This is a genomic window from Paenibacillus rhizovicinus, assembly GCF_010365285.1.
In the GTDB taxonomy this organism is placed as follows: domain Bacteria; phylum Bacillota; class Bacilli; order Paenibacillales; family Paenibacillaceae; genus Paenibacillus_Z; species Paenibacillus_Z rhizovicinus.
Genome location: NZ_CP048288.1, coordinates 138,259 through 152,534 on the forward strand (window position 1 = coordinate 138,259; position 14,276 = coordinate 152,534).

Annotated in this window: 18 protein-coding genes; all 18 read left to right on the forward strand. The window is 49.7% G+C overall.

Annotated elements, in window-relative coordinates; genetic code table 11:
* Positions 1-145 precede the first annotated feature (145 nt).
* A complete protein-coding gene (locus GZH47_RS33250) occupies positions 146-1,054 on the forward strand; it encodes a hypothetical protein (RefSeq protein WP_162645896.1) in 909 nt (302 codons plus the stop codon).
* A gap of 65 nt (positions 1,055-1,119) precedes the next feature.
* The gene (locus GZH47_RS33255) at positions 1,120-2,775 is read left to right on the forward strand and encodes an AAA family ATPase (RefSeq protein ID WP_162645897.1); all 1,656 of its coding nucleotides are present in this window, start codon (positions 1,120-1,122) and stop codon (positions 2,773-2,775) included.
* 19 nt (positions 2,776-2,794) lie between these two features.
* The gene (locus tag GZH47_RS33260) at positions 2,795-3,175 is read left to right on the forward strand and encodes a hypothetical protein (RefSeq protein ID WP_162645898.1); all 381 of its coding nucleotides are present in this window, start codon (positions 2,795-2,797) and stop codon (positions 3,173-3,175) included.
* 195 nt (positions 3,176-3,370) lie between these two features.
* Positions 3,371-3,754 (forward strand): DUF1257 domain-containing protein, encoded by a 384-nt coding sequence (locus tag GZH47_RS33265; RefSeq protein WP_162645899.1) that lies wholly within the window; start codon positions 3,371-3,373, stop codon positions 3,752-3,754.
* Positions 3,754-4,044, forward strand: coding sequence for a hypothetical protein (locus tag GZH47_RS33270; protein ID WP_162645900.1), 291 nt, complete (start codon positions 3,754-3,756; stop codon positions 4,042-4,044). The genes GZH47_RS33265 and GZH47_RS33270 overlap by 1 nt, the downstream gene beginning before the upstream one ends.
* Before the next feature lie 182 nt (positions 4,045-4,226).
* Positions 4,227-4,436, forward strand: coding sequence for a DUF2997 domain-containing protein (locus GZH47_RS33275; protein WP_162645901.1), 210 nt, complete (start codon positions 4,227-4,229; stop codon positions 4,434-4,436).
* Positions 4,437-4,497: 61 nt separating this feature from the next.
* Entirely contained in the window at positions 4,498-6,084 is a 1,587-nt protein-coding gene (locus GZH47_RS33280) for an FAD-dependent thymidylate synthase (RefSeq protein WP_162645902.1), read from the forward strand.
* 2 nt (positions 6,085-6,086) lie between these two features.
* On the forward strand, positions 6,087-6,344 hold the full coding sequence (locus tag GZH47_RS33285; RefSeq protein WP_162645903.1) for a hypothetical protein: 258 nt from the start codon (positions 6,087-6,089) through the stop codon (positions 6,342-6,344).
* A 15-nt stretch (positions 6,345-6,359) separates the two neighbouring features.
* Positions 6,360-6,545 carry a hypothetical protein gene (locus GZH47_RS33290; protein ID WP_162645904.1) on the forward strand — a complete coding sequence of 62 codons (186 nt, stop codon included), beginning with the start codon at positions 6,360-6,362 and terminating at the stop codon, positions 6,543-6,545.
* 198 nt (positions 6,546-6,743) lie between these two features.
* Positions 6,744-7,010, forward strand: a complete 267-nt coding sequence (locus GZH47_RS33295) for a hypothetical protein (protein WP_162645905.1) — start codon at positions 6,744-6,746, stop codon at positions 7,008-7,010.
* Complete coding sequence (locus GZH47_RS33300; RefSeq protein ID WP_162645906.1) at positions 6,991-7,632, forward strand: phiTE_072 family protein; 642 nt, start codon at positions 6,991-6,993, stop codon at positions 7,630-7,632. The genes GZH47_RS33295 and GZH47_RS33300 overlap by 20 nt, the downstream gene beginning before the upstream one ends.
* Entirely contained in the window at positions 7,632-8,114 is a 483-nt protein-coding gene (locus GZH47_RS33305; RefSeq protein ID WP_162645907.1) for a hypothetical protein, read from the forward strand. Before GZH47_RS33300 ends, GZH47_RS33305 begins: the two co-directional genes overlap by 1 nt.
* A gap of 15 nt (positions 8,115-8,129) precedes the next feature.
* The gene (locus tag GZH47_RS33310; RefSeq protein ID WP_162645908.1) at positions 8,130-10,106 is read left to right on the forward strand and encodes an ATP-dependent helicase; all 1,977 of its coding nucleotides are present in this window, start codon (positions 8,130-8,132) and stop codon (positions 10,104-10,106) included.
* A 110-nt stretch (positions 10,107-10,216) separates the two neighbouring features.
* Positions 10,217-11,227 carry a helix-turn-helix domain-containing protein gene (locus GZH47_RS33315; RefSeq protein ID WP_162645909.1) on the forward strand — a complete coding sequence of 337 codons (1,011 nt, stop codon included), beginning with the start codon at positions 10,217-10,219 and terminating at the stop codon, positions 11,225-11,227.
* Between the two features lie 55 nt (positions 11,228-11,282).
* Positions 11,283-11,645 (forward strand): zinc-finger-containing protein, encoded by a 363-nt coding sequence (locus tag GZH47_RS33320; protein ID WP_162645910.1) that lies wholly within the window; start codon positions 11,283-11,285, stop codon positions 11,643-11,645.
* Positions 11,646-11,669: 24 nt separating this feature from the next.
* Entirely contained in the window at positions 11,670-13,043 is a 1,374-nt protein-coding gene (locus GZH47_RS33325) for a CHC2 zinc finger domain-containing protein (protein WP_162645911.1), read from the forward strand.
* Positions 13,044-13,053: 10 nt separating this feature from the next.
* A complete protein-coding gene (locus GZH47_RS33330; protein ID WP_162645912.1) occupies positions 13,054-13,608 on the forward strand; it encodes a hypothetical protein in 555 nt (184 codons plus the stop codon).
* Positions 13,586-14,263 carry a hypothetical protein gene (locus GZH47_RS33335; protein ID WP_162645913.1) on the forward strand — a complete coding sequence of 226 codons (678 nt, stop codon included), beginning with the start codon at positions 13,586-13,588 and terminating at the stop codon, positions 14,261-14,263. The genes GZH47_RS33330 and GZH47_RS33335 overlap by 23 nt, the downstream gene beginning before the upstream one ends.
* Positions 14,264-14,276 lie beyond the last annotated feature (13 nt).

The following is a 14,276-nucleotide window of genomic DNA, read 5'->3' on the forward strand; positions in this document are numbered from 1 at the left end:
AGATAGGCCTACTACTATTCAAATTCCGCCGGTTTCCCAACAAAAACGTAATGACCCCATGATAAGGTTCGGAGGCGTCTTAAAGGCGCTGCGCCAAAAGCTCTTTCGGGCCAACATGGAATTTCACTCGGAGGTGTATCAACCCATGCCAGTAATGAATCCAAAGACCGGCGAGATGGATCATGTTGATCTGTCGATCGTCAATAAAATCATCGTCGAGCCCGAATATCTGCATGATTTCGACATGAACGAGAAGAAGAAGATCGATTTCTCGATCATCGGCGATGAAGAAGCGAATATCGTTACGTTCCAAGCTATGTTCCCGCTTGAGACAAGAAGCACTCGGGCGTTCAAGAGCGAGCAATTTGAAACGATCATGTCTCGTGTCGTACATAGCGACACGCAGCTCCGGTTGGAACAAACGGAGGAGTTCAAGAACGCCACGGATTCGATGATCGAGAACTATATTTCGAATCAGCGTGGTGACGGAAAGCTGTTTTCTCGCATTGACGAGATCGTGTCGCTGGATAACGGAATTGGTATTATTCATGACCTGAAAGCTAACCAGGACGTCGGCACATTCGAGACACTTGTTTTCTGCGTCAAAAAGAATACAAATGAAACGCATTTCGATATCCTCGATATCCTATCTGGCGTCCGATCCATGAAGGATCTGCTCGATGATCCAACTCGCTATCGGTTCAGCTATTATGCATTGGACACGCAGACGATTTACGAATTCATTGTCTTGGAATCCGGCAGAGGCGTGCTCGCCTTGGATGAAACACTGGAAGGTCATAGCGACCAATCCATTCGAATGAATCATGTTCAAATGGAAATCCGCAGCCTGGAAACAGAGAAGGACAAAGTCCTTCTGATCGAGAAGGCCAATGAAACCAAGAATACGCTTCGTGGCGTGGCCAGCGATGACTTTTTGCATTCGCAGTACGTGGAACAGTTTAATTCTGCTCGGTTCGACATCCTTAAAGTCAGCGAACAAAAGGCCAAGAAGGCGCAAATGATGAATAAATATGCCGATCTGGAGCTGTTCTAGGTCGCTGTCGCTCTCATTCCTTGAAATAATCTCCAAACCAAAATCGCTTAGGAGGAACACCATACATGACTACCGCCGCCGCTTCAATGCTTGTATCCGGGATGGAAGAGATCCAAATCCTTCTCAATTCCCGCCGCCGTTTGATCCTTGTTCAAACCTACGAGGAGGAAAGATTCACTGAGGACATGAAGTCCTTGATCGAGGCCCGCAGCTACAAGGGCTTATCCTGGACCGCCAGCTCTGGATTGCGTGACGTTATTACCCGTGAGCCGGCTAAGGAGCAGATGACTGATCCAATCAAAATGCTACAGCACATCATGGATACTAAAGATCAAACCGTATTTATTCTGAAGGACTTCCATGATATCTGGGACAACAAGATGGCCAAGCGTAAGCTGCGTGACGTCATTGAATGGCCAGACAACATGTATAAGCCGATCATCATTGTTGCGCCGCAATGCCAGATCCCGACTGAGCTCGAGAAGCTGGTGACGTTGGTAAAATATGACCTCCCAGATCGCAGGCGGGTGACAGAGCACCTCGAAAGCCTGGAGGCCTATTTGCAATCGAAAGATCTGGCCTTACCAACAGGCCGGGAACGGGAAGCGATTATCAACGCTTTGGTCGGCATGACGGATTCGGAAGTCACGAACGTCTTGAAGAAGTCCGTCGCTAAACACAAAGCGATCGTACTGGCTGAAATCGTGGCCGAGAAGGAGCAGGTGATCCGGAAGACCGGACTGCTAGAGTACATCACCAAGCTGGGCGACATGGGTAATGTCGGCGGTATGGATGTAGTGAAAAGCTGGCTGACCGATGCCTACTTCGCCTTTGATCCGGAGGCCCGCAACTTCGGCGTCGATCCGGTTCGTGGGGCGGTACTGGCAGGATGGCCAGGCGCCGGTAAGTCACTGTTCGCTAAAGCCACAGCATTCATGTGGAACCTTCCCCTACTCAAGATGAACATGAGTGACATCATGGATTCTCGTGTCGGTCAATCCGAAAAGAACATCGCCAGGGCGTTGAAGCTCGCAGAGGCGGTTAGCCCATGTGTGCTATGGATCGATGAGCTGGAGAAAGGTCTTGCTGGCATCGCATCTTCGGACAAGTCCGATTCCGGCACGTTGTCTCGTGTCGTTCAAGAGCTGCTGACGTGGCTCTCCGAGAAAGAAGCGCCGGTATTCGTTATCGCCACGGCGAATGATGTGACGAAGCTTCCTCCGGAGCTCACTCGTGCCGGCCGATTCGATGAGGTATTCTTTGTTTCCTTGCCTCATGACAAAGAGCGGGAGCAGATCCTTTCGATCCACCTGCAGAAGCGTGGCTACCAGATTGTTGACACGGTTCCGGAAATCGGATCCGGCAAGTTCTCGGTTGTAGAAATTGCTGAACTGGCCAGTCGGATGAAAGACTTTTCCGGTGCAGAAATCGAGCAAGTGGTTGCCGAGTCTGGCCGCCGTGCGTATGCCTCGTTCAAGAAGAACGAGCGAACAGTACACCACATTCAACCGGAGGATTTGGTATTCCAGATCGAAACGATCGTTCCGCTGGCTAAGCGTAATCCACAGCTGCTGGCAGATCTGCGGAACTGGGCAAAACATTCTGCGAAGTGTGCGTCTTCCGAGGAGCACAACTTCTTGCACAAGGACTATAAAGCAGAGGGGAAATCGAAGCTTCGTGTCATTGGCGGCGGCTTCGAAGACCTTGATCTTGAAAACTAATTGCAAGGAGGGGGTGATTTTGCTCTATAACCCAACGATGGAAAAAATCAAGGCCATCGATTTTGTGAATCAGTCCATGGCCTTTGAGCGTGATTTCGATAAAACGGATAAGGTTCGGCGGGCGATACAAATTGCCCTGGATGAGATTCTTGAATTTGAAAATTCTTATCGCAATTTTTCGCAGCAGAATCAGCACCTGCAAGTGTTTCAGCACTTACTGAAGCCCATTCTGGATGAGCGTATGGGTCAAATGATCAATCACGCTCGGCACATGATGGAGAAGACGTACACGACCGATGAGCTCCAGGAGCTTCCGGAGCACGTCTATCAGGATGTGATCGCCGTTCAGAAGCAGCGGGTTGAAGTGCTTAAAAAGATTGCGAAAAGCTATTTTTCATAACAGCAACGTGGTGGCGCAAGAGAACGCAACGCTTATGAGCAGGACGGCAATGGGGTGCCTGTCGCTAAAGGCCGGGCAGTCCGGTAGAAATCCGGGTACGACTTTTTGAGAGTCGGCATGCATGGGAGAGTGGCCCATGCCCACGTTACGATCGGTAGTAAAAATAAAACATACAGAAGGGTAAAGGTGATTTGAATGTCTCATTTCAAAGCATTCGCATGTAAGGTTGATTCCGTGGAGTTCGTCAAGAAAGCTCTGCAAGAAATGAATCTCGGCTACAAGGAGAACTGCCAGATCGAGGACTGGGCGCATCAAAAACGCAACGTCGTTCTCGGCGTCGTAAAAGATGGCAAGCTGGTACCGCTCGGCTTTGCTCAAGAAGAAGGCGAGCTGAAACTGTACGCCGATTGGTTCATGACCGGCTTCTCCGAGAAGCAATTCACGGAAAAAGTGGCGCAGCTGCATGACAAGCACAAAGCGATCGACGTTTGCGAACAAAACGGATGGAGCGTGGATATGGATTCCCTGACCACGAATGAAGCCGGCGAGATCGAGTTCCTGGCTACGAGCTGGGCGTAATGAGCGTTGTAACGCAATACGTTCTGCTCTCCATTTTTTTGGCTCTCCTGGTGGGATATTATCTCCACCAGGCTGACCCAGAGAAAATGAAGCGGGCTCGAATGGGCGCAAACATTGCGGCCCTTGGTTTCATGATTAACATCATCTACACAGCATTCATGGGTTGGAATCAGACTGCTCAATCAACCTTGGAGTGGGCGCTTGATATTTTCACGTCCATTATCTTGTTTGGTGGCATTCTGATCATCATGTCTTGTTCTCGAAAAAAAAGTGTCAAGCGATCTTCTTAGGCCGCTGCATAAAATTGATGCGTCCTGTTAGGTGACGATGCCAGTGGTCGATCGGGAACCACGGCTGCACTTGAATCCCGTATATTGGGGGCTGCCGCTACTATGGTGTAGGTCCCCCAATATTTATACATACCGTGCCTGGTATGACCCAAATCCAACATTCCGTCAGGAGGAATTTTACCATGGAACAACAACAAGTGAAGTTTACGATCGGCAAAGCCGGCGGTATCAAATTCGAAGCAATGAACGTGCAAGGTCAAGCCTGCACTGTCGTCACTCGTGACATCGAGCTGCACCTTTCCCGCACCAATGCGGTCGTTTCTGAAGGCAAGAAGCCGGAGTTCTATGAGGACGGCCCGAACACTGAAGTGTTCAACAGCCTGAACGACTAATTGCGTAATGAGCGGCGGGCGAAATGCCCGCTTGCTTTTTCAAAGAATGGAGTGATTTGGCTTGACGACAACACGCAGCAATAAGCGTACCGGTGGAACAAAGCCCGCCGAACAAAATCCTGATCTCTTTGACCAGGCTCCGGCGAGTTTGGTCCTCGACGAGTTCCAGATGCTAAAACGCTTCATTACCAACATGGAAGATAACGTGTATTGCGTTACGAATCTTCCTGAAGAATTTATCGCCGTTCTTTTTGCATGGGTATCCCGCTCTCCAAAAAGCTTCAAGGAGCATGTGCTTCAGGCGATTAAGGACGGATTTATTGATCCGGCCAAGATCCTGGAGAATCCATATGAGCAACTGAGCGATAAAGCGGCAGCCTTCCACGAAAAGTGGGTTGTAGGCTATGGTCATAGCTCGGTTGCCGAGCATGCTAATGCCCACGTCGGCGTGGAGCGAGTGTCCCGCTTGGCCTCTGCCGAGCTGGAACTTTCCAACGAGCATTATGCCATTACGGAATACTCACAGCGTTACCAGAAGCCCGTGCGTGGCGCCTGGTTCAATCCGTTCGAGCGGTGGATTAATCACAGCGGACCGACTCGTGACATGCACGAGAACCCCGCCTGGATCGCCTACGAGGGCTTCATGAATGAGTGCTTCGACGTATTCGAAGAGCTGATTGATGGCGTTTATAAGCATCTCACGGAAGGCAAGTTTTATCCGTCGGCCGACTCGGAGATCGCTCGTATCAATGCCACTGCCATGAAGCTGTCATTCGAGGATGCCCGCTATGCGCTGCCGCTGGCGATGTTCACGCAACTGGGTATGACGGCAAACGGCCGGTCATGGCGGGATGGACTCAGCAACTTGTATGCGTCTGATTATGCTGAAGTGCATGACATGACCAACAAGCTAAAACGTGAAATCACGAAGGTGCTGCCGACACTGCTGAAACATGCCGATCCGTCTGAATACCAGGCGAAAAGCAAAAAGCGCATGAAGGCTCGCTTCCCGGAAACGTTTGTCAAAGGCAAGGCGCTGCAACCGGTGGCGCTTTACGACTTCCCATTGGAAGGTCACGCACTTCGGGAAATTGTTACGCATGAAATAGTACGAGCTCAAGGACTTACGATCAATGAGGCTCGTGCTCGTGCCGGCACATACTCCACGGAGGAGCTTAAAGAAATCGTTCTCGAGCTCATCTGGGAGATGGGTAAATATGACGCTCCGCCTGAGAGCTTCAAGCAGATTCACTACCAGTTCTCCATGCTCATTTCGGAGGCCAACTGGCATCAGCTGCTTCGCCATAATCGCAAAACAGCCTTCACTTTTGCCCCACCAAATGTTCACAGCGGAATCACTATCCCGCCGAGGATCAAAGAGGCCGGACTCGAACACAAACTTGTCGAGCTCGCAGCAAAAGCCGAAGAGTTTTTCGGAACACTTAGCCCAGGCATTAGAGAATACGTCGTCCTGAATGCGCATCGGCGCCAGATTCTGGCCGACTGCAACCTCTGGGAGATGTACCATCTGATCAACCTGCGTACGAGTGAAGAGGCGCAGTGGGATATCCGGCAGGCATTCAATGATCTGTACGAACAGCTCAAGTTTGCCCATCCAACCCTGATTTCGGCAGCCAAGCGGAGGTAGCCATGACGACATCTGAAGTACGATTTTGCTTCCGAATCAAAGCGGAAGCTGAGATGGCGCACGACCTCGACACAGGGGAGCTGGTGCCGCTGTATTCGCAGCTGAAAATGGATCTGCCCGAGGTGCCTCCTGCAGACCGCTATACGGAGATGCACCAGAACTTCGCAGAAAAAGTGGCCGGTATCGCTAAGAAGCCGGTGGAAATGTTTGAGCTGATTACGCCCGAAGAATACGACCGTAACGTGGGCTGGGAATCATGAGGGGAGGTGATTGTCATGAACGCAGCTAAGGCGCAAGCGGTTTTTGATGCGACCGTTGAGAAGTACGTAAACTCCGAGAAAAATTATATCCGCATGCAAGCGGGTATCAATGTCATTCAGGAGAATGCGATCGTGGACCAGAATGCGGCAGCTCTTAAAGCACAATTTAAGGCAGCCGCAGATGAGCCGGATCCGACTTAACCAGCATGGAAGGAAGGGGCAGATTGTTTGTTCCTTCCGTCTTGCATATCAATATGGAGCGCCCTGACCTTTGTAGAGGGTTCGATGAGAGCACAGCTTCGGTGGCCGGTGGGAAGCGCCCTGGATTGGATCAGGGAAAGTCGGAAGCCGTTAAATGCGTGAGGACACCCTGATATGCAAGACGGAGGTGAATAAGCGATGTATCTCGATCGCACTGAACAGCACCGCCGGGATCTCAAGCACCTTATTTACGAGGATCCCTCCAAGCTCCGAACCATGCTTCAGGATATTACTGATAAAATCAACATGTTATCTGACAAGTTGGAAGTGGTCACAGATCTATATGGGGATGCCTTGGCTTTTCAGCGGCGCCTTACCAATGAAGAGCGAAGAAAAGAAGCAAACATGGATTTAGTTGAAAAATATTTGAGAGGCGGGATGCGGCATGGCCGAGTACAAACATAGCAAATCAGTATCGGAAACGTATCACATTACATGGCCAGGGGAATTTACCTGGGCAAATATCATGATCAATGAAATGGGCGACCTGAACATCCAATCCGACTACGGCAATTATACATACGGATGGCGCTCCTTCGGCGACAACTTCAAGAAGTTCCTGATCCGGATCTGCGGCAAGTCCGGCGATCACCCAAAAGGCTATTTGTACGACAAGCTGCATGATCATAGTAAGGCAGCCACAGTCGATGTGAAGAAATCGCTGACCGTTTGGAAAAAGGAAATCATCCGTATGCGCCGTGAAACGGGCCTCCGGTATAAGCGGTATGATTGGGTGAAACTTTCTAGCGGCGAGATCTCGCAGGAACAAGCCAAAGATGTCTGGGATTCGATATGCATTATTGAGCGTGAACTTGGAAGCACTTGTTCTCAAGATCGCTTTTACATGTCGCTGGATCGTGAATCTATCAACGATGTATTCGATTGGGAATGGCGTATTCACGGTGACGGCAGTCCGGAGACGACTGGTGACGTCGCCTGCGAGGCGTTTTGCAGGGAGATTGCACCAGTGTTTGCCAAGATCCTGCAAGATGAGCTCGATCAAGAAGCCATGAAGGAGAGTGCGTAATGCGCTATTTCAGAAGCAAAGTATGTCAACTCGAAACGTCCGAACAGTTCCAGAAGCTGCTGGATCAGTTCTTGGATTTATTCTATCCATTCATCCAAAAGACCGGCGGAGACGAGCACGACTTTAACCGTTGCTCCAATAACATTAGGTACCGAATCATTAAGATGCGTGAATCAGAGCAAAAGCTCGCTGAAGATTCTGAATCGACAGATCTTCGGAGAGATGTAAATTCTAGCGCTCGCCAACTCCGCATGTATTTTCAAGAGTTCCACAATCTCAGTTTTTCGGAATCCAATCAGCTCACGATTGAGGCTCGTCTTATTGAGTATGAGAACGAAATTGAGGAGCTGGAGAAGCACGGCAATGCACGGCCGGTGATGCGTGAACAGCTCGCAGCTCGCCGTGATTATTACTTGGAGCATTATCCAACCCTCGCCTCCAAATTGGCTCAATTCCCGATCCTGTCGGATTCATTCAACTAGAAGGAGGAGATAGTCATGTCAATCCCAGCTAATCAGCTGCCACAGGTGTCCATCGAACAGATGCTTATGGAGCTCAATCCGCAGCAGCGGCGTGCGGCGGAAATCATTTATGGGCCAGTTCTCGTTATTGCGGGCGCCGGATCCGGAAAAACCAAGACCTTGACGTATCGGATTGCCAACATGATTGGCCGCCATAACATTCAGGCTAAAAACATGTTTGTTGCGACGTTTACGAATAAGGCAGCAGGGGAGATGAAGGAGCGGATTATCAAGGCATGCGGTCCAGATGCAGTTAGCGATATCTGGGCAGGCACGTTCCACAGCCTCTGTGTTCGTATCCTACGCCGCTTTGGCCATCATCTGGGTTATGACCCCAAATACTCGATTTACGACCAGGATGACTCCCACAGGCTGATCTACAAGGTGTACCAGATGCACAGCGTCGAAGATAAGTATCATCCGAAGCAAGCAGCAGAGTTCATTGGCGACTGCAAGAACAACCTGGCCGACGTGGAGACGGCAATGGTCCATCGAGTTTACACGACCCAAGATGAAATGATGGCCATCGTGTACCGGGATTATCAGATGATGCTCAAAGAGGCCAATGCTATGGACTTCGATGATCTCATTATGAACACGGTCATGCTGCTGGAGAATTTCGAAGAGGTCCGAAACTGGGCTCAGAACAAGTTCCAGTATGTGATGAGCGACGAGTACCAGGACGTCAACCATGCGCAGTTCCGGCTGCTGCAGATGCTGGCATGGCCACAGAATAACATTTTCGTCGTCGGGGACGATAAACAGTCCATCTACCGATTCCGTGGCAGCGACATTGCTCACATCATGAACTTTGAGGCTGTTTACTTTCCGTGTAATACGGTTCAACTCACGATCAATTACAGATCCAATGCGACCATCGTGGCGGCCGGCAACGGCGTAATCAAGAACAACACACGTCAGAAGGAAATGACGCTAATCGCCAACAAACAGGGCGGGCAGCCGATCAACGACGTGACGCTGGAGAATGAACACAAGGAAGCCGCATTCGTGTCCTGGCTGATCCAGAAGGCTGTTAAGGAAGGAAAGCGAAAGTGGAGCGACTTTGCGATTCTCTATCGGACGAACAACCAGTCGGCGCCGTTTGAGCAGTTATTTCTGCACAACATGATCCCGCATAAGGTCGTCGGAGGGCTGGGCTTCTTCCAGCGAGAGGAGATCAAGGACATTGTCTCGTACCTTCGAGTGATCAACAATCCGAAAGACGATGCAGCGATCGGGCGGATCATGAACAAGCCGGCACGAGGCATAGGAGACACCTCACAAGATCACCTTCAGGCTTTTGCGCTGTCTCATAAAGTCAGCTTGCATCGAGCCATGAAAATGGTCCGGGACATCGACAAGATCAATAAGCGAACGGGAACTAAAATCACTGAGTTCGTGGATCTGATAGAACACTTCCAGAAGTTCTTGGACATGGACGTCTTGAGGTTCTGCCAGTACGTGCTGGATCAAACCGGCTACGTCCGTATGTGGGAAAACAAGGCGACGCCGGAAGCTCAAGAGAAAGTTGAGAACATCCAAGAGTTCTTGCGTCTTGTTGAGCGTTACAAACAAGAACATCCAGATAAAGAACTGAGCGAATTCCTTCTTGAAACTTCCTTGCTCATGGATTTCGATAATCCAGCTGCGGATAATTCGGTCAAACTCATGACGATGCACTCCAGTAAAGGCTTGGAGTTCCCAGTTGTGTTCATTGTCGGCGTCAATGAAAAGGTGTTCCCATCCTGGCGCAGCAAGGATCAAGAGGACATCGAAGAAGAGCGTCGGCTGGCTTATGTCGGCATTACACGAGCTGAAGAAGAGTTGTATTTGACACACACCACCCAGCGGACAAACTTCCGTGGCGGTATGGAACTGGTTGAACCTTCTCGCTTCTTGGACGAACTTCCAGAAGAAATCGTAAGGAAAATGGAGATTCCGCAGAGAAACTAAAGAATACATTAGCTTTTTCTCTCTTTCTAGTTTATAATGTATTACATCAGGCAATAACTGTCTTATATTATAAACTAGAGAGTTTCCTTATAGATTAAAGGAGGATTCGCATGGCCGCCACTGCAAGAACAAGAAAGGTTGATCGCCAGGAATTATTCGATCATATCGCCAACTTAATTAAAAATTCACCCAACCAGCAGTCCGAAATCTCGTCCACAGATCTTGCGCATGAGTTTCAAGTAGAACCACCTACAATGGATCATCATCTCAAGGCTCTTGTTAAGGATGGACTAATTCGGGCAACAGAACGGCGAGGTCGCTACAATCGTAAAATTTATGTGTTAACGGATGAAAGCAGTGGCCCATCGATCCCCGTAAGCGTTCCAAAAGAAGAAGGCTCATCCGAGATCGGATCTGCAGGAAGAAAGTGGCTTGAACAGCGCCGAGCAGGCACAGGCTCATCCGTTACGGATATCTCGTCCAGGTTCAAGACAGACGATGAGAGCGCAACAACGGAACAGGACGCTTCACCGTTAACACCGCAGCCGGCACCCGCATTGCGTGAAGAAGAAGCTCGTCAGCCCGAACTGCCGATAGATCTTGATCCTGTGGCAGCGCCTGCGCCAAGTGTCGGCATCCCGGAGTTTTCCTTGGATCAAAAAATTCAAGACTTCCTTGCTCGATCTAATTCGATTCCTTCTGCAGAAGTCGTGCTGCAAAAGACTGACCGTGATATCTTAGCTGTCGTCAATGAGACGATTCAGCAAAACATGATCTATCTCAAGGATCTTATGGATCAGCTCTCGACCGTGACAGACAAGAATTTGATTCTTGGATTGGTTGAAGAGCGCAATCAGCTTATGGGTAAGATCACAAAGCTGGAAGAGGAAGTCAAAGGTCATGTGGCAATGATCACGAACATGCAGAAGCAAAACAAGCAGGAACAAGATAAAATCGATCAAAACCGAGTCAAAATGATGTACCAGGTGATGGTGAATACGATCGACCGTTTCGTTGATCAGCCCAACCAATCGATGGCTCTGAGCCGGAACGAGTTCCGGAAGCAAGTCACCACTGAGCTTTCTAACCTCGTGAAATATGTACTTGGTGCAGAAAAGTAGGAGAGGCGCTTGTCGCTTCTCCTTTTTATTTTGTCTATAAAAGGCTGGTGTATGCATGGAATGCCCGTATTGCGGCAGCCCCGCAGTTTTTATGACGCACAAGGAGTTCTACGGGCGGGATTATGGCGGCAATGTTTACGTTTGTCGGCCATGCGATGCCTACGTCGGGACTCACGGGAGAAGCAAGGCGCCATTAGGGACGATGGCGAATGCAGAGCTTAGACGGTATCGGAATCAGGCTCATGCAGCCTTTGATCCGATCTGGAAAAGCAAGAGCATGCACCGCACTGCGGCATATCGTTGGATGCAGAAGGTTATGGATCTCACGCCGCAGGAAGCGCACATCGGCATGTTCGATGTTCCGAAGTGCATTAAGCTTGTTGAAATTTGTAGTCGCTATCGCTCCCATTCATCATGAAATAAACAAACGGAGGTGACGGGTGTGGGGAGAAAATATCCCGACGAATTTAAGCAAATGCTCAAAGACAAGGCCACGATCCTGGATGTAGTTTCGCAATTCGTGCAGATCCAGCAAAACGGGAATGCATTCGTAGCGATTTGCCCATTTCACAACGATACGGATCCGAGTATGCAAATTCGTCCGGATCTGAATACGTTCGGATGCTGGGCATGTGGCGCCGGATCTAAGCATCATAGTAGCGTTCAATCTTGTGATGTTTTTGGATTCCTGAAAGGTGTCTTGAATTGCAATCTCGGCGAAGCGATAGAGTGGCTGGCCACTTTCTTGCATCAGCCGCTGCCGGCCCTTACGCCGGAGGATCAAAAGAAAGCAACGCTGCGGCAGGCATGGGTGGACCATTGTAAGCAGGCTGCTGATCGGTTTACGGAAAGCCTCATGAATCACAAGGTTGCCTACAATTACTTGTATCATCGAGGTCTCAACCTGCATGACATATTATCATGGGGTCTGGGATTCGGCGATGACAAGGATACCGACTTCACCAATACCAGGGACCGAATTGTATTTTCGCTTCATGATTATTACGGAGATCTCGTGAGCTTCACTGGCCGGGTGTTGCTGCCAGATGAAGAGCTCAATCGAATCAACCAAGAACGGAAGTCGAGAGGGGAGAGGGAGATTCCGAAATATCAGGATCGTTTCCCTATTAAGAAGGAAGATCCTTATTTCCAAAACCATCCGTATCCGGAATTCGATAAGCGAAATCACCTATATGGGATCCACTTGGCCAAGACGTATATCAAGGACTGGCGGACCGCCATTGTCGTTGAGGGATGGACCGATGCGATCATGTTACATAAGTGCGGCGCACGTCATGCGGTTAGTACGATGGGTGTAGCGCTCACAGACGCCCAGATGGAGTTGATCAAGCGCTCCGGGGCCAAATATGTGATCACCATGCGGGACGGCGACAAGGCCGGCCTGGACGCCGCAGAACGGGACTGTAAAATTATTGAGCAGCATGGACTGATTCCAATGATCGTGCCGCTCGACAATAAGCTAGATCCCTTTGATTTATGCAAGGCGTATCTTGACGGCATGGATGCCGAAGGAATGCTTAAATACATCGACCGGAACAAGCGCACCTATAAGCAATGGCTGATTCAGAAAGTGTTCAATGAGACTCAAGAGGGGATCATGTACCATCATTCTGAGATTGCCTATTTGCAGAACATGCGGATGCAGAAGGTGATCGAAATTTTGAGCGCCGTCATGGTGCCGGTCGAGCAGGACACGTATCTTCGCCAGGCTTCGGAGCTGTTCAACGTTTCGTATGAAGCTCTGCAAGCGCAAGTCAATCATTATGCGATTCAAAAAAAACATCTGGTGTCATGAGGTGCATTACATGATAGAATGGTTGAAGAAACATATTCAATTTCACGCTTTCGTTCGGGATGGCCGCTATTTTAATCGATTATTCTGGTTCCTGCCTGCAAAAGAGATCACCAAGCAGGAATTTGATACAATCATGAGTACGAAGCGCATTACGGAAATGCGATTCAAAATGGATCCGCATAAGATAGGTGACTTCTTGAGCGGTGTCCTCCATGATATCAAACAGTTCAATGAAGAAGACTTCTCTCCCTATGGAGAGCGGGTCGTTCTCACTCCCATTCGTTGTAAAGAATTTCTCAGATACGACGGATATGAGCTCGATGGCGTATGGAAATGCGAAACGGTGTCCGGCTCGTATATTCATGACTTCTCGATCCATGTAGCCGGCTTTTCTGGACCGGCCGTGGATCGAGGTGCTAAGCCGTCCGAGTGGCTGCCAGCAATGATTCAGCTTCAATTAAGCGGTGCTTCCGCTACTGAAGAAGATCACGATGCCTTCTTACGAGCGTTCAAAGCGGAGAAGATCAGGGAGGACTCCTCGGATGAGTTACGGGAACAACAATAAAGGGAATGCGGGCAATGGTGGGTTCGATCTGGCTAATTACGAGACAGTCAAGCAGCGCAAGGTTCGCCTACGCAAGGACTATCCGAATTCAATCATTCATCCAATGACGATCTCCGGTATCGGCTATGCAAACAATTTCGTTATGCATGTGGCGATGGTCTGGAAAGAGAAGACGGAGATGAGCCTGACACCTGAAGTGGTTGCAGCGATCTCCGATCTGGCCAAGAGTGCGACGCATGACAATGCCGGCATCGTGGCGACGACGATCGCTATCATGACCAGGGCGGATAGCGTTGGCCACTCTTTATCCCTTGCGGGTGGACCCAAAGCGGATAAGAATGCCTGGGTCGAGAACTCGGAGGAATCAGCGGTTGGCCGGGCACTGGATAATCTGGGGTACCACAGTGGATCCTGCAGCCAGGAAGAGATGATTAAGGTTGGCTACACAGAAGCTACACAGCAACAGCGTGTGCGCCTTGAGAACGAAATCAATGGCATCTTGATGGATCTGGCTGCTCGTCAGGTGAACTTAGTTCAACTGCACCAAGAGTGCATCCGGAGGACACGTCCATTCCAACAGCTGCATGAACTGTCCGTGGACGAACTCACGACAATACAGAACTTTCTCACGAGCAATCAGCCCATAACAGCATAAAAAACGTAATAAC